Origin of the sequence: Mucilaginibacter sp. OK283 (genome assembly GCF_900110415.1) — a bacterium.
GTDB lineage: Bacteria > Bacteroidota > Bacteroidia > Sphingobacteriales > Sphingobacteriaceae > Mucilaginibacter.
Map to the genome: position 1 here is coordinate 833,921 of NZ_FODR01000001.1, position 24,631 is coordinate 858,551.

At 44.4% G+C, this 24,631-nt stretch carries 22 protein-coding genes; 14 read left to right on the forward strand and 8 right to left on the reverse strand.

What is annotated here, in order from left to right; genetic code table 11:
- Nucleotides 1-2 precede the first annotated feature (2 nt).
- The 7 genes from BMX56_RS03580 (at nt 3) to BMX56_RS03610 (ending at nt 9,255) form a co-directional block, all read left to right on the forward strand.
- Nucleotides 3-1,349 (forward strand): M28 family peptidase, encoded by a 1,347-nt coding sequence (locus BMX56_RS03580; RefSeq protein ID WP_090640874.1) that lies wholly within the window; start codon nt 3-5, stop codon nt 1,347-1,349.
- A 625-nt stretch (nt 1,350-1,974) separates the two neighbouring features.
- Nucleotides 1,975-2,847, forward strand: a complete 873-nt coding sequence (locus tag BMX56_RS03590; RefSeq protein ID WP_090640879.1) for an EamA family transporter — start codon at nt 1,975-1,977, stop codon at nt 2,845-2,847.
- Nucleotides 2,848-3,181: 334 nt separating this feature from the next.
- Complete coding sequence (locus BMX56_RS30020; RefSeq protein ID WP_177183700.1) at nt 3,182-3,325, forward strand: DUF6728 family protein; 144 nt, start codon at nt 3,182-3,184, stop codon at nt 3,323-3,325.
- Entirely contained in the window at nt 3,322-3,699 is a 378-nt protein-coding gene (locus BMX56_RS03595; RefSeq protein WP_090640882.1) for a RidA family protein, read from the forward strand. Before BMX56_RS30020 ends, BMX56_RS03595 begins: the two co-directional genes overlap by 4 nt.
- A 234-nt stretch (nt 3,700-3,933) precedes the next feature.
- Nucleotides 3,934-6,036 (forward strand): ATP-dependent DNA helicase RecG, encoded by a 2,103-nt coding sequence (gene recG / locus BMX56_RS03600; protein ID WP_090640883.1) that lies wholly within the window; start codon nt 3,934-3,936, stop codon nt 6,034-6,036.
- A 203-nt stretch (nt 6,037-6,239) separates the two neighbouring features.
- The gene (locus BMX56_RS03605; RefSeq protein ID WP_090640886.1) at nt 6,240-7,625 is read left to right on the forward strand and encodes a M20/M25/M40 family metallo-hydrolase; all 1,386 of its coding nucleotides are present in this window, start codon (nt 6,240-6,242) and stop codon (nt 7,623-7,625) included.
- 307 nt (nt 7,626-7,932) lie between these two features.
- Nucleotides 7,933-9,255: an MFS transporter gene (locus BMX56_RS03610; protein ID WP_255369761.1), complete on the forward strand. Its 1,323-nt coding sequence runs from the start codon at nt 7,933-7,935 to the stop codon at nt 9,253-9,255.
- 118 nt (nt 9,256-9,373) lie between these two features.
- On the opposite strand, the gene BMX56_RS03615 is transcribed toward BMX56_RS03610, so the two are convergent.
- Nucleotides 9,374-10,321 (reverse strand): tryptophan 2,3-dioxygenase family protein, encoded by a 948-nt coding sequence (locus BMX56_RS03615; protein ID WP_090640891.1) that lies wholly within the window; start codon nt 10,319-10,321, stop codon nt 9,374-9,376.
- A gap of 271 nt (nt 10,322-10,592) precedes the next feature.
- On the opposite strand from BMX56_RS03615, the gene BMX56_RS03620 reads away from it, so the two are divergent.
- Nucleotides 10,593-11,060, forward strand: a complete 468-nt coding sequence (locus BMX56_RS03620) for a universal stress protein (RefSeq protein WP_090640895.1) — start codon at nt 10,593-10,595, stop codon at nt 11,058-11,060.
- A 144-nt stretch (nt 11,061-11,204) separates the two neighbouring features.
- Here BMX56_RS03620 and BMX56_RS03625 read toward each other — a convergent pair whose 3' ends face one another.
- Both BMX56_RS03625 and BMX56_RS03630 read right to left on the reverse strand, forming a co-directional pair.
- Nucleotides 11,205-12,494, reverse strand: coding sequence for an HAD-IB family phosphatase (locus BMX56_RS03625; protein WP_090641689.1), 1,290 nt, complete (start codon nt 12,492-12,494; stop codon nt 11,205-11,207).
- 70 nt (nt 12,495-12,564) lie between these two features.
- Nucleotides 12,565-13,551 (reverse strand): acyltransferase family protein, encoded by a 987-nt coding sequence (locus BMX56_RS03630; RefSeq protein WP_090640900.1) that lies wholly within the window; start codon nt 13,549-13,551, stop codon nt 12,565-12,567.
- Nucleotides 13,552-13,558: 7 nt separating this feature from the next.
- On the opposite strand from BMX56_RS03630, the gene BMX56_RS03635 reads away from it, so the two are divergent.
- Nucleotides 13,559-13,789: a hypothetical protein gene (locus tag BMX56_RS03635; protein ID WP_090640903.1), complete on the forward strand. Its 231-nt coding sequence runs from the start codon at nt 13,559-13,561 to the stop codon at nt 13,787-13,789.
- Nucleotides 13,790-14,087: 298 nt separating this feature from the next.
- Here the strand turns inward: BMX56_RS03635 and BMX56_RS03640 are convergent, their stop codons facing one another.
- The 3 genes from BMX56_RS03640 to BMX56_RS03650 all read right to left on the reverse strand — a co-directional run bounded on the left by BMX56_RS03640 (nt 14,088) and on the right by BMX56_RS03650 (nt 16,272).
- Nucleotides 14,088-14,810 (reverse strand): hypothetical protein, encoded by a 723-nt coding sequence (locus BMX56_RS03640; RefSeq protein WP_090640906.1) that lies wholly within the window; start codon nt 14,808-14,810, stop codon nt 14,088-14,090.
- A complete protein-coding gene (locus BMX56_RS29810; RefSeq protein WP_143065350.1) occupies nt 14,803-15,141 on the reverse strand; it encodes a hypothetical protein in 339 nt (112 codons plus the stop codon). Before BMX56_RS29810 ends, BMX56_RS03640 begins: the two co-directional genes overlap by 8 nt.
- Before the next feature lie 162 nt (nt 15,142-15,303).
- Nucleotides 15,304-16,272, reverse strand: coding sequence for an NAD-dependent epimerase/dehydratase family protein (locus BMX56_RS03650; protein ID WP_090640912.1), 969 nt, complete (start codon nt 16,270-16,272; stop codon nt 15,304-15,306).
- A 247-nt stretch (nt 16,273-16,519) separates the two neighbouring features.
- On the opposite strand from BMX56_RS03650, the gene BMX56_RS03655 reads away from it, so the two are divergent.
- The 3 genes from BMX56_RS03655 to BMX56_RS03665 all read left to right on the forward strand — a co-directional run bounded on the left by BMX56_RS03655 (nt 16,520) and on the right by BMX56_RS03665 (nt 20,242).
- Complete coding sequence (locus tag BMX56_RS03655; RefSeq protein ID WP_090640915.1) at nt 16,520-17,701, forward strand: formimidoylglutamase; 1,182 nt, start codon at nt 16,520-16,522, stop codon at nt 17,699-17,701.
- 56 nt (nt 17,702-17,757) lie between these two features.
- Nucleotides 17,758-18,930, forward strand: a complete 1,173-nt coding sequence (locus tag BMX56_RS03660; RefSeq protein WP_090640919.1) for a TlpA disulfide reductase family protein — start codon at nt 17,758-17,760, stop codon at nt 18,928-18,930.
- Between the two features lie 178 nt (nt 18,931-19,108).
- Nucleotides 19,109-20,242, forward strand: coding sequence for a TlpA disulfide reductase family protein (locus BMX56_RS03665; RefSeq protein ID WP_090640922.1), 1,134 nt, complete (start codon nt 19,109-19,111; stop codon nt 20,240-20,242).
- A 96-nt stretch (nt 20,243-20,338) separates the two neighbouring features.
- On the opposite strand, the gene purD is transcribed toward BMX56_RS03665, so the two are convergent.
- The gene (purD, locus tag BMX56_RS03670) at nt 20,339-21,613 is read right to left on the reverse strand and encodes a phosphoribosylamine--glycine ligase (RefSeq protein ID WP_090640928.1); all 1,275 of its coding nucleotides are present in this window, start codon (nt 21,611-21,613) and stop codon (nt 20,339-20,341) included.
- A 449-nt stretch (nt 21,614-22,062) separates the two neighbouring features.
- Here purD and BMX56_RS03680 point away from each other — a divergent pair, with 449 nt between their 5' ends.
- Both BMX56_RS03680 and BMX56_RS03685 read left to right on the forward strand, forming a co-directional pair.
- Nucleotides 22,063-23,796 carry a discoidin domain-containing protein gene (locus BMX56_RS03680; protein ID WP_090640939.1) on the forward strand — a complete coding sequence of 578 codons (1,734 nt, stop codon included), beginning with the start codon at nt 22,063-22,065 and terminating at the stop codon, nt 23,794-23,796.
- Nucleotides 23,797-23,859: 63 nt separating this feature from the next.
- Entirely contained in the window at nt 23,860-24,054 is a 195-nt protein-coding gene (locus BMX56_RS03685; protein ID WP_143065351.1) for a hypothetical protein, read from the forward strand.
- A gap of 69 nt (nt 24,055-24,123) precedes the next feature.
- Here BMX56_RS03685 and BMX56_RS03690 read toward each other — a convergent pair whose 3' ends face one another.
- Nucleotides 24,124-24,603, reverse strand: a complete 480-nt coding sequence (locus tag BMX56_RS03690; protein ID WP_090640944.1) for an anthrone oxygenase family protein — start codon at nt 24,601-24,603, stop codon at nt 24,124-24,126.
- Between the last annotated feature and the right edge of the window lie 28 nt (nt 24,604-24,631).

Consider the following 24,631-nt stretch of genomic DNA (forward strand, 5'->3'; position numbering starts at 1 on the left):
GTATGAAATACATTACCATCTCCCTGCTGTTGTTCATTACTGCAGCCGCCTCGGCCCAAACCATCATCAAACCCGATGCCCGGATTAAACAAATGGCCGATGAGGTATCCTCCCAAAACATTGAAACAACCATTCGCAAACTGGTAACCTTTAAAAGCAGGCATACCCTAAGCGATACAACCAGCAAAACCACCGGCAGCGGCGCGGCACGAAACTGGATAAAGGCCGAAATGGAAAAATATGCCCTGGAATCGGGCGGGCGGATGACCGTTGCTTTTGATACATTCACCCAGCCAAAAGGTACAAGGATTGATAAGCCGGTAAAGCTGAAAAATGTACTGGCTATACTGAAGGGTACCGACCCAACAGATAGCCGTGTTTACCTGGTATCGGGCCATTATGATTCACGGATTAACGATGTGATGGACGCAAACGGGGTGGAGCCTGGGGCTAATGATGATGCATCGGGCACGGCGCTTTCGATGGAGCTGGCCAGGGTGATGGCCAAACGCCAATTCCCGGCCACCATAATTTTTATGGCCGTGGTAGGCGAGGAGCAGGGCCTTTACGGTTCAACCAATGTGGCCAAACGCGCCAAAGCCGAAAACTGGAACGTAGATGCCATGCTGAACAATGATATTGTAGGCAATACTCATGGCATGGAAACCGATTTAAAGGATAACCGCAGTGTTAGGGTGTTCAGCGATGGTATCCCCACCAATGCTACCGATAAGCAGGTGGCTGCGCTAAAATCATTGGGCGGCGAAAATGACAGCCCATCGCGCGAGTTGGCCCGGTATGCCAAAGAAACCGGCGAACGCTACGTTGACCAGCTGGATGTAAAATTGATATACCGCCGCGACCGCTACCTGCGCGGCGGCGACCACCTCCCGTTTTTAGAACAGGGCTTTACCGCGGTAAGGTTTACCGAAATGAACGAAGATTTTAACCGCCAGCACCAGAACATCCGCACCGAAAACGGTGTAGACTATGGCGACCTGCCCGACTTTGTTGATTTTAACTACGTACAAAAAGTAGCCCGCATGAACCTGTCGGTACTGGCCAACCTGGCATTGGCCCCTGCCCGGCCCCAAAATGTAGGCATCATAACCAGCGACCTCACCAACAAAACCAAACTTACCTGGGAAGCGCCATCTACAGGCAAAAAGCCCGCCGGCTATTACGTACTGATGCGCGAAACCACCAGCGCCTTTTGGGAACGTAAGTTTTATGTAACCGATACAACGGCTACGCTGGCCTACTCCAAGGATAATTACTTTTTTGCGGTACAGGCTGTGGATGCTGATGGGCATGAGAGTTTGCCGGTGTTTCCCAAGCCGATACGTTAAATATTAGGGGGATGGAACTTCAGTATGTTATCAACTTGGTTGTAAAAGGTATCTTCGAAGGCACCCTCGTTATAACCCCTTTGCTTATTATTGTTCATCTTTTTAAGATCCGGCTATTTAAAATTGATAAACAAGTATTAATACAGTCTGTCAACACCTGTTTACTTTTTGGATCGGTAATGTTTTTAATATCGTTATTTGCCGAATTTTTTAGGGCCTATTATTCTCAGGTAGAATACGAACAGTATGTTTTTGTTAACCGTTACAGCGGCCCCTTTTGGTATTTAGGTTTTGTAGAGATTGCTTGTAAACTGTTAGTGCCTCAAATACTATGGTTTAAAAGACTTCGGAAGTCTATATACACTTTAATGGTGATCTTTAATTTATGGGTCTTTTTATATATAATAAGGTTTGCGTTCGTGTTATTTACACCAGTGTGGCGAATGAGAACTTCTCCAAATGCGGGTGCAGGGATCAATTACCAAATAGGCTACCCCTGGCAAGACCTCTTGGTTTATACCATACTTTTAACAGCCGTCTATTTTATTTTGAAAAGAAAATCTTTAACCAGGGCCGTATTGGTCTGATCGTGATTAATTTTGCTTCAAACTAACGCATCTCGTCAATGCAAAAAAACAAAATTCCAATACGTCCATTATTAGCAGTTTTAGGTTCGATATTAAGCGTACAGGTAGGGGCTGCTATTGCTAAGGGATTGTTTCCGGCTCTCGGTGCTTCAGTTACCGCCACCTTGCGGATAGGATTATCGGCATTGATACTGCTTGTCGTGAACAGGCCAGGGTTAAAAACATTAACCCGCGAACAATGGAATGCGGTTATCCCTTACGGTTTATGCCTGGGTGCCATGAATTTAATTTACTACCTGGCCTTATCGCGTATTCCGTTGGGGATAGCAGTCACCCTTGAGTTTATGGGGCCGTTGCTGCTTGTGGTGTTTAGTTCAAAACGCACCATCGAATTTTTATGGGTACTACTGGCCGCAGGCGGAATTGTATTGATGACACCCTGGAATAACACCAATATTGATTTGTTTGGCGCGGGCATGGCTTTGCTGGCCGGTGCCTTTTGGGCCGGCTATATTGTGTTGGGCCGGCGGGTATCTGCGGTGTTAAATGGCGGTCAGGCCGTTACCATAGGTATGCTGTTTGCGTTAATGGCGACATTGCCATTTGCTTTCGCAAGTGACGGGATGATGAATTTTAAAAGCAGTATGATTATCCCGGCTATGGGGTTGGCGTTATTTTGCAGCGCCATTCCGTTTTCTTTAGAGATGTACGGACTTAAATATATCCCCACCAAAACATTCAGTATCCTTATGAGCATGGAACCAGCCGTTGGCGCCATCTGCGGGTTGATATTTTTGAAAGAATATCTCTCCATACAGGAATATGCCGCCGTAATATTGGTGGTAATTGCAAGCGCCGGGGCAACAATTGGTAACCGGCAGGAGATGGGCAACATAACACCGGAAGGTTAATATATTGCAGGCAAAAAGCTTATTTAAAGAACCTGGTCCTTTCGAACCCTTGAAGGGTGGGCAGCAGCGTAGAAAGGGTTCGAAATCTTTTACGCCCTGCATCTCAAAGAGTTGTTCGGAATGTAGGTTGGATATAGCAAACCCAAAATTGGCATGGCGTAACTCGTAGGGGCAACCAGGTATAAACATATCAATACCCGCTTGGCATGGGCAGCTGAAAGCTGCAACCATGGTACCCACGAGCTAAAAGCTCGCGGGAGCGATGTATGCAAATCAAAAGCCCTCTCCTTTGGAGAGGGTTGGGTGAGGCTCTTTTTTTTACTAAGTTTGTATTATGTATTTCTTTAGAAAAAAAGATCCCAACAGGCCGGATAACATTAACCTGCGCATTATGCATTTTATAAATGCACTGGCCATCCTGATGTTTTTAGCGGGCATCATCTATAAGCTGATACAAGTGTTCATACTTAAAAAATGATGGAAATAATAAACACCAATAACGCGCCTGCACCTATCGGGCCGTACAGCCAGGCTACTGTTGCCGGTAATTTTGTATTTGTATCTGGCCAGATACCCCTTAACCCCGCCACCGGCGAGCTGGTTACCAGCGGTATTAAAGATGAAGCCGTTTTAGTAATGGAAAATATTAAAGCTATTTTAACCGAAGCAGGCATCGGCTTTGTCAACGTTGTAAAAACCAGCATATTTTTAACCGACCTTGGCAATTTTGGCCAGGTAAATGAAGTATACGGCACCTACTTTACATCAAATTTCCCCGCCCGCGAAACGGTACAGGTATCGGCATTACCAAAAGGCGTTAATGTAGAGATATCGGTTATTGCGGTAAAATAAAGCCTCACCCCGGCCCTCTCCAAAGGAGAGGGAGGAGCGACTATATGTCATTGCGAGGAACGAAGCAATCGCGAACTACGAACATCCGCCCTGAAAAGTAGGAGATTGCTTCGTTCCTCACAATGACATAATCCTTTGTGATGGAGAGATACTGAGGATGACGATTATAACACATGGTTTAACAAACACGCAAATCAAAAGTCCTCTCCTTTGGAGAGGATTTAGGTGAGGCCTATGGATCCTTTTCAAACACCACTTACATATTTAAAAGGCGCGGGCCAAACCCGGGCCGAGGTGTTGAAAAAGGAATTGGGTATTGCCACTTTTGAAGATTTGCTGCGCCATTTCCCCTTCCGGTATATCGACCGGACTAAATTTTATAAGGTAAAAGATATTAATCCCGATTTGCCTTACGTGCAGGTTTTGGCCCGTGTTATTAGCAAGCAAATTGTTGGCGAGAAGCACACCAAACGGCTGGTTGTACAAACCCGTGATGATACCGGCACGTTGGAACTGGTTTGGTTTAAAGGCATCAACTGGATAGATAAAACTATTGTGCCCGGCACGGTATACATTGTGTTTGGCAAGGCTGGTTTCTTTAACGGGCAAGCCCAAATGGCGCATCCCGAAATGGAAATCTACTCGCCTGCCAATATGCAGCGGCAGGGTAATGCTACCTTGCAGCCGGTTTACAACTCTACTGAAAAGCTTAAGCAATTTCAGCTGGATAGCAAAGGCATCCAAAAATTAACGGCTACTTTACTTGGCCTGCACGCTAAGGATATTAAAGAAAATTTGCCCTTGTACATTATCCAGCACTTTAAGCTCCTGGGCAGGGCCGAGGCTTATCGCAACATCCATTTCCCGGCCGACGCCAATTTGCTGAACGAGGCTTTGCACAGGCTTAAGTTTGAAGAATTGTTTTTGCTGCAGCTTAAACTCCTGCGCAATAAAATGTTGCATACTCAAAAGTTTAAGGGTAATGTATTTAGCACTGTAGGCCATTACTTTAATGATTTTTACCACCATAAACTACCTTTCCAGCTAACCACGCCGCAAAAGCGGGTGTTAAAGGAGATAAGGCAGGATACCCAGCGCGGCGTGCAAATGAACCGCCTGTTGCAGGGCGATGTAGGCAGCGGCAAAACCGTTGTTGCCCTGATGGCGATGTTGATTGCTATTGATAACGGCTTCCAGACCTGCATTATGGCGCCCACCGAAATATTGGCTAGCCAGCATTACCAAACCATCAGCAGTTTGGTTGGCGATGGTTTTATCGAGGTGGCCCTGCTCACCGGATCAACCAAACAAAAAGACCGCAGGGTGCTGCACCAGAAACTGGAAAGCGGCGAAATGAAGATACTGATTGGTACCCACGCCCTGATAGAGGACAAAGTACAATTCAAAAACCTGGGCTTCGTGGTGATTGATGAGCAGCACCGTTTTGGGGTAGAGCAGCGGGCCAGGCTTTGGCGAAAGAACGTTGTACCGCCCCATATCCTGGTGATGACGGCAACCCCCATCCCCCGCACCCTGGCCATGACCCTGTACGGCGATCTGGATGTATCTGTAATTGATGAGTTGCCGGCTGGCCGTAAGCCTATTCAAACACTGCATTTTTTTGATAACCAGCGCCTGCGGGTGTTTGGTTTTATGAAAAAGGAAATTGCCCTGGGCCGGCAAATTTATATTGTGTACCCGCTGATTAAGGAAAGCGAAAAACTGGACCTTAAAAACTTGGAAGAGGGCATCGAAATTATCTCGCGTGAGTTTCCGTTACCCGGGTATAAGATCAGCATTGTGCATGGCAAATTAAAACCCGCCGATAAGGAGTTTGAGATGCAGCGCTTCATCAAAGGGCAAACTCAAATTATGGTGGCCACCACCGTGATAGAGGTTGGGGTTAACGTGCCCAATGCCTCGGTAATGATAATTGAAAATGCCGAGCGTTTTGGCCTGTCGCAACTGCACCAGCTGCGCGGTAGGGTAGGGCGCGGAGCCGAGCAATCATACTGTATTTTGATGAGCAGCCACAAGCTAAGCCACGACGGTAAGATCCGCCTGGATACCATGGTGAAGACTAACAACGGTTTCGAAATCTCCGAGATCGACCTGCAGCTGCGCGGCCCCGGTAACCTGGACGGTACCCAGCAAAGCGGCGTGCTCGACCTGAAGGTTGCCAACCTTGCTACCGACCAGGAGTTGTTGTTTAAGGCCCGCAAAACGGTGGAGCAAATTTTTGCCAAAGACCCCCAATTGGCCCTGCCCGAAAACCAGGTGCTGCACCATGCCTTCGAAACAAAAAATGCCGGTTTAAGCTGGGATAAAATTTCCTGAGGCTTCCATTATTGCCGCAAAATATTAAATTTGTTTCCGACTGACTTCATTTGATAAGCGCACAGAAATTTCTTTGCAAGAAAGGTGATCCAAAGGTGTTGTAAAGGTATCTGCAGGTAACCGAAAGGTTATTCAAAAGGTGGCCAAAGGATACTGAACGGTGACCCGCAAGAGTGCTTATCGCATAAAAAACAAACATTTAAATGAAAAGAAAATTTACTTTTTTAATCTCCTCCCTGCTGTTATCAGCCAACCTCATCCATGCCCAGGATTCATTAATGATCCGCAAAATTTACGACGAAGCCCTTGTAAACGGCAAAAGTTATGAAAGCCTGCGCTACCTGTGTAAAAACATAGGCCAGCGTATCAGCGGCTCGGCCAACGCCCAAAAAGCTGTGGAATACAGCAAAAAACTGATGGAAAGCTATGGCTTCGATAAGGTTTATTTACAGGAAGTTATGGTGCCCCATTGGGTACGCGGTGCCAAAGAAACAGCTTTTATTATTGATGGCAAAAAACGTATCCCGGTGCCTATTGCCGCCCTGGGGATGACAGTTGCTACCCCTAAAGAAGGTATTACAGCCAATGTTATTGAGGTACAAAGTCTTAAAGAGCTGGCAACCCTTGGAGAAGCGGCTATTAAAGGCAAAATCGTATTCTTTAACCGTGCTTTTGATCCACGGTTTATTGAAACCGGACAAGCCTACGGAACCGCTGGAGATCAGCGCTTTATGGGGCCTGCTGTCGCCGCCAAATATGGCGCAGTAGGCGTTATAGTGCGTTCGCTGACAGAGAGTTTAGATGATTACCCCCATACCGGCGCTACCCTGGCCGATAAAGATGGCAAAAATATCCCGGCCGCGGCAATATCTACCAAAGCGGCTAACAAGCTGAGTGCCATGCTTAAAATGCGTAAATTCCCGGCAGCTAAATTTTATTTTAAACAAAGCTGCCAGTTATTGCCCGACGTATTATCCTACAACGTAGTTGGCGAACTGACTGGCACAGAGCATCCTAATAAGTTCATCACGGTAGGCGGCCACCTTGATTCCTGGGACCTGGCCGAAGGCGCGCACGACGATGGTACCGGTGTAATACAATCGGCCGAGGTGCTAAGGATCTTTAAGGCAATAGGTTACAAACCTAAAAACTCCGTTCGGGCGGTGTTTTTCATGAACGAGGAGAATGGCCACAAAGGCGGCACCAAATACGCCGAACTTGCCGCTCAAAATAAGGAGGAGCACATTGCCGCTATAGAAACCGACGAAGGCGGCTTTACCCCGCGGGGCTTCAGCTTTTCGGATGTATCTAAAGATTTTATAACAAAAGTGAACACCAACTGGAAATCAATATTAGAGCCATACGAAGTTGACCAGCTGACTATAGGTGGGTCGGGAACAGACATTGAGCCGATGAAAGAAAAGTTGCCAAGCGTTGTGCTGATCGGCTTTCGCCCTGATTCTCAGCGCTATTTTGATATCCACCACACACCAAACGACGTATTTGAAAACGTAAACAAACGCGAGCTTGAACTGGGGGGTGCCGGTATCGCAGCGCTGATTTACCTGATAGATCAGCACGGATTTTGATGCGTAGATGATTATTTATTGATGAATTAATTTTTCCGCCGCATGTGTCCTCACATGCGGCTTTTTGCATTAAGGATAGTAGCGGATACCCGTCAATGTGGCTAAGGCCCGTGCAGTATAAGCGCATAGCCTGACCCGAGGAACGAGGGTAATGCCCCAATCTGAATTTTAATAGGTACGATTTACCACCGGCACTTCCACAGGCGTTTTTTTGCTAAAATCTGCACATTTGTAATCTGAAATCTGCAGATTTTTTAAAAATCCTGAAAATCGTGTTGTAAATTTGCGGCACATCTAAAACAACACTGTGACCGAAGAAGGCGAGAGTAAACCCAAAATTGATTCCTTTGCAGCATTGCGATATAAAGATTTCCGGTCTTATATCGGTATGCGTTTTTGTTTCACCTTTGCATATTCTATGCAAGCCGTTATAATCGGTTTTTATATCTATGAGTTAACAAAAGACCCATTTGCTTTGGGTTTGGTAGGCTTATGCGAGGCTATTCCCGCGGTTTGTATCGCTTTATACGGCGGTTATATTGCTGATAAATCTGAGAAACGTAAGATGTTGCTGTTAATATTCAGTGGGGTGATATTCACCTCGATGGTGATGTTTACTGTTACGCTTAAAAGCATGAGCGATATTATTCACGTAGGTTGGGTGGTTCCTATAATTTACGTGATGATATTTTGTAACGGAATTGCAAGGGCGTTTTATGGTCCGGCTACTTTTACTATTTACGCGCACAGTATTCCTAAGGAAGTTTACCCCAACGGCAGCACCTGGAGCAGTTCGAGCTGGCAGGTGGCATCCATTGTGGGCCCGGCTGCGGGCGGGTTGATCTATGGCTATTCTGATAAATTTTTTGGTATAAGCGGCATTACTGCAACTTTTGGTTGTATTATCTTTTTTCTCATAGTATCATTAATACTGGTTGCGCGTTTACGCAAATATCCGCCTGTTTTTGTGCCTAAGGAGAGTATTTATAAAAGTCTTTCAGAAGGAATTTCCTTTGTGTTTGGCAATAAAATGATGATAGGGGCCATGAGCCTCGATTTATTCTCGGTGTTTTTTGGCGGCGCCGTTGCGTTACTACCAGTGTTTGCCAACGAAATATTGAAGGTAGGAGCCGAAGGTTTGGGAATTATGCGGGCAACATCGTCATTGGGGGCTGTATTAACCATGCTGGTGATGACCAGGTTTTCGCCTATGGGCAAGCCATGGCGCAATTTGTTGATAGCGGTAACCGGGTTTGGGTTGTCTATCATTTGCTTTGGTTTATCTAAAAGCTTTTACCTGTCATTGTTGTTTATATTTACCGAAGGAGCTTTTGACAGTGTAAGCGTAATTATCCGTGGTACAATTATGCAGTTATTAACGCCCGAACATATGCGCGGGCGGGTATCGGCTGTTAACCAGATGTTTATCGGCTCATCAAATGAGATAGGAGCTTTTGAATCGGGCACGGCGGCACGTTTATTAGGCACGGTGCCGTCGGTTATATTTGGCGGTAGCATGACTATGCTCATTGTGGGTATAACGTATTTAAAAACCAAACGGCTTGTACCGCTATCCTTAAGCCAAATACAGCCACCGAGCGTTGCGAAGGGAGAAATGGCTGTTAAATAAAATAGCGCGCGGAAGGAACTTGTTTCGGTAACCCAATACCAAGTAGTACACTTCAGGCGGGCCACCTACCCTCTGGGACCTGAAAACAAGTCCGAGATAACGTTTATGTCATTGCGCTCTACCCCAGCACGCTATCTACCCAGGCCTTGCCCCAGTTTTCCACTTCATCGGTGCTCCAGAGTGATGGATAAAAAATGCGTTTCTGAAAGCGCGGAGGCAGGTATTTTTGCCAGTTGGTACCGCCGGTGGCTTTTATTTCTTCGGGTTCGCGGTTAAGATAGCGCACGGCCGATTTGTAGTGCGATAGCGGCCAGTTTACGTTTACATTTACATCCAGCTGGCACAATTCGGCTTTTAACTCAGGTGTAAGGTTGCCTTCGGCTTCAAATTTTAAAGCCAGTGAGTTAAAATTATAGTTAGCATTTGCCTTACCCAGCTCTATAAATGTTTTGGCATACTTTTTTTCGAACTGTTTAAGTGTCAGCGTTTTTTTACCGGTTGATAATTCGGTAGCGCCAAACTTCCAGTACAGGTATTCAAATTGCTCTTCAATAGTGGCTGTACGTAGTTCCTCGCGTTTATCTTTGGCTACCAGGTTGATAAAGTCGGTGGCATATATCTCGATCATCCTGTACTGGCCCGATTGAAAACCGCTGGCGGGTAATAACGACATCCTGAACTTCAGGAACTGCTCTTTTTCCATCCCGTCAACCATAATCTCGAATGATTGGGTTAACGCGCCAAAATACCTGTTAATGCGCTTTAAACGCGCAGTAAAAAAAACGACAGTTAAGGGCTGGGCGGCAGCTATCTGCTGGCACTCATGCAATACCAGCTTAAAATATAATTCGGTTATCTGGTGATAGATGATAAAAATCTCTTCGTCGGGAAAGGGCGTTTTAGGGCTTTGCAGGCTCAATAATGTATCCAGGTGTATATAATCCCAGTAGGTTAAAAAATCGGCGTATAGCAGCCCGTCAAGGTAGGAGTTCATATCCTGGCCCATGGCCTCGTATTTTTCCTGTAACTGCGCCAGGCGCCCTTCAATTTCGGGAGAGAATTGCATAATCAAAGGTAGCAAAAATGGTATGAGGTTAAATAGGGTAAAGTGACATCAAAAATTAAAACATTTCTTGACGCGGGCTGTCTTATGTCTGAATCAGAATTTACAGAATTAAAGAATTTTCAGAATTAAAAAAATGAAAACGCGTGGCTTAATATTTTGTCCGATTTATTCTGTTCATTCTCAAATTCTGTAAATGGCATAGCCCTCTTGAACACCTTTGAAAACAATATACGTGTGAAAAATTCTGATTCAGACAATAACCTTAAACATCATGAAAATCAGTAAAATATTAATAGGTATTGATGATAGCACATACGCGCATAATGCCGCAGCATATGGGTTTGATATTGCACATACTTACAAGGCTGCAGTTGGTTTGGTTCATATTATCGAGCCGGCTGTTTTTCCGCCAGACGCCAATGATAGCTTAGTAGGAATGCCGATTGGAACTATGGGGATAGATCAGTCTGAGTTAATTGATATCCAATCCAGGCAATCTTCATCGCTAATTGATAATATTAAAAAGGAATATGCGGGCGAGCTTGAAGTTACCTCGTTTACCGATTTTAATATTACTGCCGATGGTATACTTAGCTGTGCAAAACAATTTAATGCCGATCTGATTGTATTAGGCACTCATAGCCGCACTGGCCTTGATCGTTTCCTTATGGGCAGCGTAGCCGAAAACGTTGTTCGCCATTCAACTATCCCGGTATTGGTTGTTCCTTTTATCGCTTAATCAGGGTCGGGGTTCGTGTGGTCTGGCTCGGGGGGCGAGTTGCCAGGTTCGGGGTTCGGGCAGCGAGGTTTGTGTAAAACTTTAAATCGGGAGTGCAGGTCAATAACCCCGTAACCCGAACCGCGCAACCCGATCCTCGTAACGCTAATAAAGCAGTCTGAATTTAATGGTATGCTCAATCGCCTTTAACTCGTTGAGCACCTGGGTGTCATAGCCAGTATTTACATCGGTAATTACGTATCCTATTTGTGGATTGGTAACCAGAAACTCGCCAACAATATTGATATTGTGGCGGGCAAATACATCGTTTATTTTAGCCAGGATGCCGGGCACGTTTTTGTGGATGTGGATTAAACGGTGTGCATTGTTAACCCTTGGCGGCTGTAAATCCGGAAAATTGCAGCTGGTATGTGTTTTGCCCTCGTTCATGAAAGCCAAAACCCTTTTTGGCAAAAAATCGCTGTTATGCGGGTTATGCCTCGGATCGTCAAATATAATAATGCCATTTTCGGTGGCTGTTTCGGCAAGTTTGTTATTGCATTTGCCAAAAATACCTATCACTTTTAACCGGCCGGAATTTTGTACCTGCTCGGGCGTTGGCTGGTGGTCTTCATCGCAAAATAAAACACCGGCTTCTTCTAAATATTTATCTTCAATCTCATCCCGGTTACGAATGTTGTACCCTTCTTTTTTCATCTGAGCCTGTGCCTCTTCATCAATTGCACCAACTACTAGGCATTTAATGCGGTTTTTGGGATATGATATGGCGCGAGGTAATTTGTTCAGGTACAGGAACTCGTCAAAGCTTGGGGTAACGTGGTCGGCCTTTTCGGTTACCGATTTACGCTCAATATTTTCGGTAAAGGCATAAAACTTCTTGATCATGCCCGATTCCTTCAGCTGGAAATCGGAGTAGCCATCGCCTATGCCATAAATATCGCCGGGCAGTTGCAGCTCTTTAAGCAATTTAACCTTACCCCCTTCTTGCGACAGCGGGTTGGTGCGGTCATAACCTATAATATTGCCTTCGTCGTCAAACTCGAAAGTATTGGCGTATATGTTTTCTTTTTTAATATGATACTCGGTAACTACAGGCGTAATAAACTCTTTAAAACCGCCGGATACGATCAAAACCTCGTCCTGGTGATTTTTAAAAAAGATGGTATTGCGCGAGAATGAAGTAGATACCTTTTTTTTAAGATGGCTGATGAGTTGCTTTAAATGATCGCGGTTGGCACATAATAATTTAACCCGGGCTTCTAAACTTTGGGTAAAGGATAGCCTGCCTTCCATCGAGGCATTGGTTAAATCTTCTATCTGTTTGTAAATACCCTCACGGTCGGGATGATTTTTGAGGGATATGCGGGCCAGTTCGTCAAGGGCCTCAACCTGTGTAAACGTGCTGTCGAAATCAATAATAAAGTACTGCTCCATCTTGGGTGCAAATGTGCGAATTTTTTTGTTGATAGGATAAGTAGAGTTTTTTTTGTTGTCATGTGGCAACTCACTTCCCAAACCGCTTGCCATATTTAATAGCGGGCAATTCGATATACCGGTGCATTAGCCCGGAAATAAACACCAGGAATATCAATATCGCCACGTCAAAAACAATATTTAAAGCAACATTGGTTTGTATCGCGGTGGTTTTCAAATGCCCTAACAAATAGATGCCGATGGGCACGTGTACCAGGTAAAGCGAATAGGAAACATCGCCATAACGGCTAAGCAAGTTGTTTTTTAGCGGTTTAAAGTGGTTGATAACAATAAGCGCCCCAGTAATTAAGCAAAGTACAATGTAAATATAGGATTGATGGGTTGCATAAAAATCAACTGCTGTAAAAGCCAATAAGGCTATATTAAACCATTTATAGGCAGGCTGATGCAACAACTGGTATAAGGCTACACCAAGGCTAAACAATGGCCACAGGTTTAAAAAGAACAAAGGCCCCGATTCAAATCGGGGTAAAACGATACTCAACAGCGTAACCACTGTTAAAGCAATTATAAAATATTGTTTTTTAAAAAAGGCGCAGGCAAACACAGCCAGGTAAAAAAATACCTCGTACGATAGTGTCCAGTACACCCAGTTGATGGTTTTTATATCGGTTATGGGCGTTGTGGTAAGTGTAATTGTGGCTAATATGCCCGAAATATTTTTAGGAAGCACTGCTACAGAATTTACATGGTTTATCACCTTGAGTAATAAAACTATACCAGCAGTAATAACCAGGCTAAACCAATATGGCGGGAAAATACGGAAGAAGCGCCTTACCGCAAATTCGGTTGGTTTTTTGGCATGGTGCAGCGCAATGAGTATACAATAACCGCTTATGATAAAAAATACAGGTACACCCAGGTGTCCGTATTTACAAAAATTGCGATACCAGTTATCAATAGGTTTTATAGGCTGGTTAAGATGAAAAAAAACTACCCATGAAGCTGCCAGTATCCTCAGCAAATCTATCAGGTGGTTTCTTTTGTCGGGTTGCATTTGAAAAATGAATGGGCAAGGTAATGATATTGTATTTGAATCTGTTTCGAAGCAAAACAGATTTGTTGTAGTTATCTTTTCTTGTTTTTATTTTTTTTTGCCTTGTGGGGCATCTGCTTTTGTTTTATCGCATCATAAGCTTCCAAAAGCTCTTTTCTTATTTGTTTTAGTTTGGCCGGAAAAAGTAAATACAAATCCTCATGGTTATCGAATTTTAATTTTGCTGCCCAGCTTATAACTAAAGTAAAGAGTTTTCGAGTGCAAATTCAACTGTTCCTATACAATTATCAACAAAACGAAAGCATTTTAAGGTGATGGACTTGTCATTTGCATCAAATGTTTTTGCGTATATCTTGCAAAACAACTTACTTGTAGTAGAAAAAGATCGTCATAGTCCTCGTCTAAAACTTTATCTTTTATTTCAGAAGATTTGGCAAGGTCCCGGTTTGAAAATGAATATTTCGGTTCTCCGGTTTGGGTAACGCCCTTTCTAAAAAATGGAAGTTCATTGCTGTGCTATAGCGGTGCACTTTGTGCTACTTCTTATCAGGTTTGCGGATATCTTTCGCCTTATTAAAAGTTGCTAAACAGCTATCCAGCGGTTGACCCTGTTTATAAATGCAATCGCAGAAAACTTCACAAGCTGCGGGGTTTTTGCTGGAAGTACATTGATTTCTGCATTCAGCTTCAGAGTTGCCTGGTACGATCTCATATAAATAGAAAGAACCGACAATGATAAAAGCCAGGACTGCGAAGGAACCTGCAAAAAATATGATCCGAAGACGCCTGCCCAGGGGCTTTTTTAACACCTGAGGCGCCGTTTTCGGCTGCTTAAATGGCAAAATGTATTTTAAACGATCGTAGTCCCAAATTAGTAAAAACAAGTTTGCCAATAACAGCATCGTGACGCCCCGGGTACCGTCAAAGCGGGTAGCATAAGTCAGCACGCAAATGTTGACGATGAAGCAAAAATACATCAGTGCACCGAGAAGGGCTGTTCTCGGGATCAGTAATAATATAGCTGTTATAATTTGAGCAACTCCAATAAAGGCATAGTAATATCCTGTGAGATGTAAGGCATCGAAATAATGTCCCAGGGGGTTATTGGACGGCAGGCCTGCGGCGAATCGTTCGCCCATGATTTTAATATAGCCTGCGGGAATAAAGCTGGCTGCCAGAGCGACGCGGCAAAAAACAGCAAACCGTTTAAACCACTTATCAGCTTTGACCTCGTAGTATAGTTCTTCAATTCTACTCATGATTTTTACGGGTGATTATTTTACTGAGGAGATAATAAAGAACTAATGCCATGGCGGTCCAGTATAAAGCAAACGCAAAAACCAAAATTGGAGGTGCCGGATCCGGCTCTTTAAATAAAGGCGGCAAGGGTCCTATCAAAACCATTTTGATAGGGTATAAAATTGCGGCTACGGTGCTCTTCCAGGCTATTGATGATCCGGTTCCCGGGAACCATTCGCCGGTTACAGGAAAGAGCCGAACTTCAGATCCCAAAATTGAATTAGACATAAATTGAAATGCAAACGCCGAAACGAGGAAGAGAATAACGAATTTTGTTCTTGTAATCTTCATACCGCTGGTTTTTATATTTAACAAAAGAACTTTGAAAAACAAAGTTAAATAAGTTGTTTTATATTTCAATGTATTTTAAGAAAATTTTAAACTGAGATACTACCGGAAAGCTCGTTGCAAAGCATCAATAAATTCGGCTTTAGTTTTTTTGATAATGAATTATTATTGGCCTAATGCTTCACAGATCTCCAGAACGGTTTTACTTATTGGCTTAAACTCAATCCCGATTGCATTCTTAATTTTCGAGTTATCAAACTCCCGGATCACCGATGCCGCCTGTGCCGATGTTTTATCGATAGCCGGATCGCCACCTGTTAACGCGGCTATTACTGCGGCACCGCGCCAGCCAATTTCCATTACCCAGGGTTTGGCTAAAATGGCGGGCGGCTTAATCCCAAATCCGTTTGCTGCTTCGGTAGTTATAGATTGATAGGTGCGATTTTCGGCGCTGATAATGTAGCGCTCGGCGGTGATAACACTGTTCATCAAGCCAACCATACATTTGGCCACATCCTCCACATCAACAAAGCCAATAGTGCCGGCAGTATAAAATTTAAGGCCTTTACGGATGGTTTCAAACAAAGCACCGCTGCCAGCTTTACCCGCGCTTGCACCAATAATAAGCGATGGATTCACAATTACAGCATCCAGCCCTTCGGCAATACCGCGCCATACTTCCATCTCACTCTCCAGCTTTGAAATGGCGTAACCGTCGTTTTCTGTTGATTGTTCCAGGTGATGGTTTTCGGTCGTAAGGTCGCCGGGTTTGGCCAGGCCTATGGCGGCTATCGAGCTTACGTGAACCATCCTGATGCCCTTTTCGGCACATAAATTAACGAGGTTGGCCGTGCCGGTCACGTTAGTATTGATCATCGGCTTTTTATCGGCCGATTTTAACGACACCCACGCCGCGCAATGATAAACCTTGGTTACGCCAGCCAAGGCATTTTCCAAAGCAAAAATATCAAGAATGTCGGCCTCCACCCATTCAATTTGCGATTGAAAAGGAGCAAGTAAGGCAGGTATGGTTGATGTAGCCCGTTTGGTGCAACGAATGTTTGAGCCAGATGTAACCAGCAGTTTCGCCAGTTCGGCCCCGAGAAAACCTGTTGCGCCAGTAATTAGAATCATATATACGGATTTCAGATGTGCAAATATGTTCATAAATGTGCAGATTTTAGATGTGCAGATATGCAGATGCAGGATTTTGATTTTTGAGTGCCTGTTTGGTTTGTTATTCGTCAATTCTACTCATTCAATGATTCTGAAAATTCAGTTCAGGCAAAAAATGTTCACCTGAAATCTGCCCATCAATCATTTGCACATCTGCCCATCAATCTGCACATTTGCACATCTGCACATTTGCACATCGAACATTATGTCCTTAGCTGATTTTTTTAAACCCATCGATCTGAAAAAGATCACTCCTAAAAAGGGCTACTATACCAGTCAGCTTGGCGATAAAATTGTGCATTATTCTGTCGATTTTCCCAACCTGGAGGAGAAAACCGACATGGCCATCATTGGCGTTATGGACGATCGGAATGCTACAGATAACCAGGGCTGTGCCCTTGGGCCCGACTATATCCGCGAGAAACTTTACCAGCTTAATGAGGGTGGCTACAACTTAAAAATTGCCGACCTGGGCAATATCGCCGCAGGCGCATCAGTTACCGATACCTACTTTGCGCTTAAAACCGTGGTATCCGAACTGGTAAAAAAAGATATTATCCCCATTATTTTAGGTGGCGGGCAGGATTTAACTTACGCCCAATACCTGGGTTACGAGGATTTGGAACAGAAGGTTGACCTGGTGGTAGTAGATGCCCGTTTTGACCTTGATGAGGACGAAACCCCGGCCGGATTGGAAACAACATCGCAATCATACCTCAACAAAATATTTTTGCACGATCCTAATTACCTTTTTAATTTTAGCAACCTGGGGTACCAAACTTATTTTGCCAGCCAGGAAAGTTTGCGGGTGATGGATAAGCTTTATTTTGATGTACACCGCCTTGGCGAACTAAGCGGCAACATTGCTGTAACCGAGCCCGCCATTCGCAACGCCAGTATGGTAAGCTTTGATGTGGGGGCCATCCGATCGGCCGATGCTGCAGGCAACGCCAATGCTACCCCCAACGGCTTTAACGGGCAGGAGGCCTGCCAGCTATGCCGGTACGCCGGTTTTAATGATAAGCTAAGCTCTATAGGCTTCTATGAATTTAACCCGGCCTATGATAATAATGGCCAAACGGCTATGTTGCTGGCGCAGATGATCTGGTATTTTATTGATGGTTTTTACGGCCGCAAGCGCGATTTTCCGCTCAATCCAAAATCGCAATACCTTATTTACAAAACCAGCCTGAAGCATGAAGACCAGGAGGTTGTATTTGTGAAAAGCAAAAAATCAGATCGCTGGTGGATGCAGGTGCCCTATCCAACAGGGGGCTCAAAAAACGAACGTTTTCACCTGGTGCCCTGCAGTTATGCCGACTATAAAACGGCCACATCCGGCGAGTTGCCCGACCTTTGGTGGCGCACTTATCAAAAATTAAACTGATAATTGCAATTATAGCAGCATTTTAACGTTATCAATCCTTATAGTTTTTAACACTGATGAAGAAAATATTTTTTTTAATTATAACCTTATTACCGGCCATTGCATATGCCCAAAGTACCGATACCTTTACTATAAATGGTAAATTGGGTAATATAGGCGCGCCTGCAAAAGTTTATTTATCGTATCAGCTGGGCGCCAACAGCGTTATTGATTCGGCCGATATTGTAAATGGTGTTTTTAGTTTTAAAGGTTCGATGCTAAACCCGGTTAATGCCACGCTGGTGGTTGATTACAAAGGCCTGGGAATAGAGAAGTTTACCCAGCAATATAGCGATGGCCGGGCATTATCAAAAAATGCCGATAACCTTAACTTTTTTATTGATAAAGGCACGCTGACTATTACCAGTAAAGATTCTGTTTCAAAAGCGCAGATAACCGGCTCGCAGCTTAACCTTGATAATATTAAACTACAGGCCCAGCTGAAAAGTATCAACCTGCGCGGTGAGCATTTGATGGCCGAAGTGAAGGCCGCTACACCTGAGCAACAAAAGTCGCCCGCATTTCAGAGTGCTATACAAAGTAAGTATAAAGCATTGCAAACGCTGCAAAGCTATACCTTAAAAAGCTTTATAACCGATAATCCTAATAGTTACCTAAGCCTGCTGGCTTTAAGTTCGGTAGGTGGCCCGGCTCCTGATCCCGGTGAAATTGAGCCTTTGTACAACTCGCTTTCGGCCGATGTAAGAAATACCGAAGCAGGTAAAGTGATGAAAGCGCAGCTTGATGCCCTGAGGGTTACGGCAATAGGTGCCACAGCGCCCGATTTTGTGCAAAATGACGCGAATGGTACGCCGGTTAAACTTTCGTCATTCAGGGGCAAATATGTTTTGCTTGATTTTTGGGCTTCGTGGTGCGGACCCTGCCGCCAGGAAAATCCTAACGTGGTGCGTAACTATAATAAGTATAAAACCAAAAACTTTACTATTGTTGGCGTATCGTTAGACAGGGCCGACAGCAAATCGGCCTGGCTTGCGGCTATCAAAAGCGACGGATTGGACTGGACCCAGGTATCTGACCTTAAGTATTGGAATAACGCTGCCGCGGCCCTTTATTCGGTAACCTCCATCCCACAAAACTACCTGATTGGCCCTGATGGAAAGATCATCGCCAAAAATCTTCGTGGCGAAGACCTTGATGCCAAGCTGGCTGAGCTTTTTGGGAAGATATAGATTAGTGAGTGGTTGATTGGGTTAGATTAGGTCGATTGTGTTGGCTCGAAAAAATTAAAAAGTTGTTGAGTGGTTAATTGTCATTGTTTGAGTAAATCCAAAACAATGTAACTTTTTGTTGACTATAAGTAATATATAGTTTTTACGTATTATATTGCAGTTTAAACTTTATCGCTTTATGAAAAAGATAATATTATTTGCATTAACTACTTGGCCTGCTATTGTTTTTGCCCAGGATAACAAGTATGATATACAAGGTAAAATAGGTGATTTTAATGCTCCTGCCAAAATGTACCTGGAATACAGGTTCCCGAAGGGTAAACCCATTTATGATTCATGTACCGTGGTTAATGGTAAATTCCATTTTGCAGGCTCGGTTGGTGCAGCACCACTTAACGCTTATTTATTGTTTAACTCAAAAGGTACCGGCACGGGTAAGGCCGATGGCTATCGGGCCATTTATCTTGAACCTGGTTTAATAAACATAAACGCAACTGATAAAATAGAAAATGCGACAGTTGATGGCCCTAAAACCAACCAGGAAAACGAGAAATATCAGTTGCTGCAAAAGCCCGTAAATGAAGCTTATACCGCTTTGGACGAAAAGCAGAAAGCGGCCACGGACGAGCAAAAGGCCTCTCCTGAATATATTAAAAAAGCAAAAGCCGACGAAAAAGCGATTGACGAGATGAGCGCGGCTATAGATAAAAAATTCATCAGAGAAAACCCCAATTCAATCATCAGCCTGAATGCCCTTGAATCATTAGCCTACAGCGCCGATTATGTAGATCTTAAACCTTTATATGACGCCCTAACGCCTGCTGTAAAAAGTACCGACGCAGGTAAGGCATTAGGCGAGAGGATGCCTAAGCTTAAGGCTGTAGCCCTGGGCGCTGTTGCACCGGAATTTGCCGAGGCTGATACCAGCGGAAAAGTTATCAACCTGTCTTCATTCCGCGGGCAATATGTTTTGATTGATTTTTGGGCATCATGGTGTGGCCCCTGCCGCAGGGAAAACCCCAATGTGGTAAAAGCTTATAACCATTACAAAGGTCAAAAATTTACCATCCTGGGCGTATCGCTTGATAAGCCAAATGCTAAAGACAAATGGTTGGCTGCCATTCACAAAGACGGCCTAACCTGGAACCACGTTTCTGATCTTAAATTTTGGGATAGCAAAGCGGCAGGTTTATACGCCGTTCGCGGCATCCCGCAAAACTTTCTGTTAGATCCCAACGGAAAAATAATTGCCAAAAACCTGCGCGGCGACGATCTGGAAGATAAACTTGCCGAGATTTTTGGGAAAATATAGTTTGGTGAGTGGTTGATTGAGTTAGATTAGGTTGATTAAGTTAGCCAGGTAAAAACCCAATCAACCACTCACTCAATCAACCTAATCAACTGCCTTCTAAAGCAGGTCAAATCCAATATCTTTCCTGAAGTACATGCCGTCGTAATAAATACGGCTGGCATCGGCTGTGGCTTGTTGCAGGGCGTTAAACATGTTGTCTTGCAGAGTAGTTATTGCCAAAACTCGGCCGCCTGTGGTAATCACGTTTTCGCCGTCAAGGCTGGTGCCTGCGTGAAATACTATACTGTCGCGCACGTTTTCGGTGCCGGTTATTACTTTGTTTTTTAGGTATTCGCCGGGATAGCCGCCTGCTACCATAACCACGGTGGCGGCAGTTTTCGGCGAAATAATCAGCTCTTTTTCGTTAAGGTTACCTTCGGCTACGCCCTGCAGCAGGTCAACAAAATCGCTGTCGATGCGGCGCATTACGCTTTCGGTTTCAGGGTCGCCCATGCGGCAGTTGTATTCTATCACCCAGGGTTCGCCATCTTTATTCATCAGGCCTATAAAAATGAAGCCTTTGTATGGGATGCCATCTTTTTTCAAACCCTCTACCGTTGGGATGATAACTAAATCTTCAACCTTTTTAATATAGGCGGCATCTGCAAACGGTACGGGCGAGATTGAACCCATGCCGCCGGTGTTCAGCCCGGTGTCACCTTCGCCAATACGTTTATAGTCTTTAGCTTCAGGTAGTATTTTGTAGTTGCTGCCATCGGTCATTACGAAGACAGATAGTTCAATGCCTTGCAGGAATTGTTCAATGACCACACTTGAGCTGGCATCACCAAATTTGGCTTCGGCCAGCATTTGGGTAAGCTCCAGTTGGGCTTCTTCAAGCGATGTACAAATAAGCACACCTTTGCCGGCGGCCAAGCCATCGGCTTTAAGTACAACGGGAAGGCCGGCGGTGGCCAGGTAAGTAAGACCCTCTTGCAAAGTATCTTTAGTGAAAGTTTTATAAGCAGCCGTAGGGATGTTATGCCTTTGCATAAACTGCTTGCTGAAATCCTTACTACCCTCTAACTGGGCTGCTTCCTGTTGGGGGCCTACAACGGGTACATTTTTTAATTGCTCGTCGGCCAAAAAGAAATCATGAACGCCTTTTACCAGCGGCTCCTCGGGGCCTACCAATACCAGGTTAATGCCTTGTTCCAATACCAGTGCCTTAATGCCCTCAAAATCGGTAACCTTAATGTTAACGTTGGTGCCGTACTGGTGAGTGCCGGCATTGCCGGGGGCTATAAAAAGCTTTTCACATTTAGGGCTTTGCGCAATTTTCCAGGCGAAGGCGCTTTCCCTTCCGCCCGAACCGAGGATCAGGATATTCATGGGGGCAAAGATAGTTTTTTTGGATGAGTAGCATTACTATGGGTGTTCGCTTTTTTGAGTGGATACAGGTAGTGTTCGGGCTTTGTTTGTTAATTTGTTGTTTTATAGTTGTTTAGGTGTTCGGGTTGTTTAAGGTTCAAAAATAGCTTTTGTTGATAATCAATTAGTTATGTATTTTGGTTTAGTTTGCTCCGAACACCTGTTTTGAATAAAATTTCGAATTTTCCGGGCAACATTACGGTGCGATGTTTGGTACCTGCCGGCTCCCGAAATGAACCCAATGAGCACCCGCTGGCCCCCGGTAATACACCGCAGTATACCTGTAATCACCCTATCGGCACTGCCAGAAAAAAAATATTTTTGCGTATTGACGGGAATAAAATATTGAGATATATTTACGTTAAATAGCAGCCGCGCTACCTCGTGTTAATAACCTGCCAACCTTTATCATGAGTAAAATTTTGCGCATATTGCTTCTAATAATTGCTACTTTATTTGCGGGCTGCAACAAAGATGTAGTAGAAATAAACACAAAATCTGCAATTACGTCTAACAGCCAAAGCCTGAAAATATCGCCGGTACATACCGATATTCCTGTTGTGAGCATTTCGGCATCATCAACCTATCCTATGTGGGACGCATCAAATGCAATTGACAGTAATACTGCTACCAGCTGGAGCTCGGCCAGGCATTTAAGTTCAAATGGTGTGGAGTTTGTTCAATTTTATTTTAGCGGTGCCGTTGATATAAATTACGTGAAGCTTACCCCAAGGTACGGCAGCAATAATGCAGGCTTATGCTTCCCCTTAAATTTTACAATTTATTATTATACGGGTTCATCATGGGTGGCGGCAAAGGCGTTCACTAATTTTGCTAATCCGCAAAAAAGCGACAACTATGATTTGCCGGTGACCATACCGCTGCCGGTTACTGTGCATGCCAGCGGCATAAAAATAGAAGTTACCGGGCTACGCGCCGATGGCCCAAACTATTATTTCCAGCTGGCGGAAGTTGCCGCGGGATTTGATGACGGCTTCAATCATTTTAAATGGACCGGCAATGATAACGCGGTCAGGCAAAACCGGATTAATAACGCCGGTTCGGACTCATTTAACCCGGACCGCATTTTCAACTGGACACAAGACGACCGCGACCCCATAATCCGGGGCACAACCAACGCTATTAATCCTAATATTTATGCGCCAAACATAGTTTATAACGGCAGCAATTGGCATATTTATTATGGTGGCTGGGACAATACATCAGCAAAAAACGACCGGATATTTACAACGGTTACTTATGACGATTTTTTAACTTTTGGCACCCATACTTTAGTGATTGGCAATGGCGACAGGCGCCACGTAAACAACGAAACTGTATTAAAGAAGCCAGATGGCAGCTGGCTGATGTATTATACTTCGTTAGCTCAAAACTCGGTTGCCAACAAGCCCAGCTTTGCAACCTCGGCCGATGGCATTGCCTGGGCCCCAAATACCGGCTCGGGCAATGCCTTTTTAAATATGGCCAATTACCCTAACTGGGCCACTGCCGATGTAAACGGATCAAATGTTGCCTATCTTGAAAACGGCATCTATCATTTGTATTTTAATGATTTTGCAACCAGGCCCAAAGCGGTCCATCATGCGGTAAGTACCGATGGGATAAATTTCAATTACACCGGCGATGCGCTGGCCGAGAATCTTGTTGCACAGGACGTAAAAGCCTTTACGTACAACAATGCCACTTACTATTTAATGGGAATGCACCATAACCGGCAGGAATTAAGATACAGCCTAAGCAACAGCCTTACCAGTTTTCCGGCCAGCAGCTTTTTGCTGGGCAATTACAATGCAGCCGATTTATATATTGTGTCGATGGGGTTTGTAACCAATGCCAACAGGTTATACGGCATTATTTATGGCGCAGGGCCTACAGGCGATTTGAGCCACAATTCGTTACACGCCAGGTGGCTTACAAAAAAAATAATTTTTATAAGCGACAGAACAAACGCCCGCTGGGGCGATATTGAAAGAGCGCACGGGCCAAACCAGGTTGTATTATACATGAGTACCGTGATGGAAACCGGCCGCTTTTATGTTTACGACACCGACGGAACCACCCTGCTGTATACCAGCCCGCAGGTTACTATGCGTTCGGGTGATGTGTGGACGTATAAGCAATGATTGATTAGTGGTTTTTCCTTTTTTATGTTTATTTTAAGGACGACCTTTTTCACTGCTTTGCACATGATGATCATTGTAGCTTTTATTTTTGCCAAAATCGGCTCGAAGCGCGTTATCGGGGGCTTCACCAGCTTTTTGCTTTGTTTATTTTTAGCGCCGGCAGGCTGGTATCTTGTTTTGTCATCAAGGCGATTGGATGACCAGGTGTCAGACGCTGCGTTGATAATTGAATTTAGTCAGGGAAAAAGGGAAATATAATTGGTTGCAGAAAATAGCTTCTATCCGTCCAGGTTCTCCTGGAGAGGAACCTGAACGAATGAAATGTTGTTATTTATACCGAAGCAAATAAATTTTATGCAGCGCCATAAAAGAGAAAAAGAGGCCTGCCAGTATAACTAAAGAACGCAGCCAATTCATCCCGCTCCATTCCGATACTGTTCTTTTAAGCAAATCAACATCGGTGAGTTGGGCAGTCTTAAACATAATGTCATTGCGGGGATAGAAATAGGCAAAGGTGAATACATCGGCTAAAATGTATAAAACAAACGCTGCTCCTAGACACAACCGGATGGAAGGAGATGTTTTCCAAAAAAGTACCAGAACTACCAGGCCCAACACCTGGTTCACAGGCGAAAATATCCTGAAGAAATTTCCGGGGTTTACCGTTTTAAAATAATCTCTTGTAACGGCAATGGAGTGAGGAATATCGCTTCCCCACGATTTTACATCAACCAGGGAAGTATACAGGTTTACAAACAGCAGGCCGCAGGCAATACTGATAGAAGCAAATAAAATTATTGTTTTCATGTTTTTTTTTCTGCAAAGATGGCTACCG

What these genes read in the sequence shown, in the direction of transcription:
- BMX56_RS03580 (WP_090640874.1), top strand. Translation starts at nt 3, where the DNA reads ATGAAATACATTACCATCTCCCTGCTGTTGTTCATTACTGCAGCCGCC.
- BMX56_RS03590 (WP_090640879.1), top strand. Translation starts at nt 1,975, where the DNA reads ATGCAAAAAAACAAAATTCCAATACGTCCATTATTAGCAGTTTTAGGT.
- BMX56_RS30020 (WP_177183700.1), top strand. Translation starts at nt 3,182, where the DNA reads ATGTATTTCTTTAGAAAAAAAGATCCCAACAGGCCGGATAACATTAAC.
- BMX56_RS03595 (WP_090640882.1), top strand. Translation starts at nt 3,322, where the DNA reads ATGATGGAAATAATAAACACCAATAACGCGCCTGCACCTATCGGGCCG.
- recG (WP_090640883.1), top strand. Translation starts at nt 3,934, where the DNA reads ATGGATCCTTTTCAAACACCACTTACATATTTAAAAGGCGCGGGCCAA.
- BMX56_RS03605 (WP_090640886.1), top strand. Translation starts at nt 6,240, where the DNA reads ATGAAAAGAAAATTTACTTTTTTAATCTCCTCCCTGCTGTTATCAGCC.
- BMX56_RS03615 (WP_090640891.1), bottom strand. Translation starts at nt 10,321, where the DNA reads ATGCAATTCTCTCCCGAAATTGAAGGGCGCCTGGCGCAGTTACAGGAA.
- BMX56_RS03620 (WP_090640895.1), top strand. Translation starts at nt 10,593, where the DNA reads ATGAAAATCAGTAAAATATTAATAGGTATTGATGATAGCACATACGCG.
- BMX56_RS03625 (WP_090641689.1), bottom strand. Translation starts at nt 12,494, where the DNA reads ATGGAGCAGTACTTTATTATTGATTTCGACAGCACGTTTACACAGGTT.
- BMX56_RS03630 (WP_090640900.1), bottom strand. Translation starts at nt 13,551, where the DNA reads ATGCAACCCGACAAAAGAAACCACCTGATAGATTTGCTGAGGATACTG.
- BMX56_RS03635 (WP_090640903.1), top strand. Translation starts at nt 13,559, where the DNA reads ATGAATGGGCAAGGTAATGATATTGTATTTGAATCTGTTTCGAAGCAA.
- BMX56_RS03640 (WP_090640906.1), bottom strand. Translation starts at nt 14,810, where the DNA reads ATGAGTAGAATTGAAGAACTATACTACGAGGTCAAAGCTGATAAGTGG.
- BMX56_RS29810 (WP_143065350.1), bottom strand. Translation starts at nt 15,141, where the DNA reads ATGAAGATTACAAGAACAAAATTCGTTATTCTCTTCCTCGTTTCGGCG.
- BMX56_RS03650 (WP_090640912.1), bottom strand. Translation starts at nt 16,272, where the DNA reads ATGATTCTAATTACTGGCGCAACAGGTTTTCTCGGGGCCGAACTGGCG.
- BMX56_RS03655 (WP_090640915.1), top strand. Translation starts at nt 16,520, where the DNA reads ATGTCCTTAGCTGATTTTTTTAAACCCATCGATCTGAAAAAGATCACT.
- BMX56_RS03660 (WP_090640919.1), top strand. Translation starts at nt 17,758, where the DNA reads ATGAAGAAAATATTTTTTTTAATTATAACCTTATTACCGGCCATTGCA.
- BMX56_RS03665 (WP_090640922.1), top strand. Translation starts at nt 19,109, where the DNA reads ATGAAAAAGATAATATTATTTGCATTAACTACTTGGCCTGCTATTGTT.
- purD (WP_090640928.1), bottom strand. Translation starts at nt 21,613, where the DNA reads ATGAATATCCTGATCCTCGGTTCGGGCGGAAGGGAAAGCGCCTTCGCC.
- BMX56_RS03680 (WP_090640939.1), top strand. Translation starts at nt 22,063, where the DNA reads ATGAGTAAAATTTTGCGCATATTGCTTCTAATAATTGCTACTTTATTT.
- BMX56_RS03685 (WP_143065351.1), top strand. Translation starts at nt 23,860, where the DNA reads ATGATGATCATTGTAGCTTTTATTTTTGCCAAAATCGGCTCGAAGCGC.
- BMX56_RS03690 (WP_090640944.1), bottom strand. Translation starts at nt 24,603, where the DNA reads ATGAAAACAATAATTTTATTTGCTTCTATCAGTATTGCCTGCGGCCTG.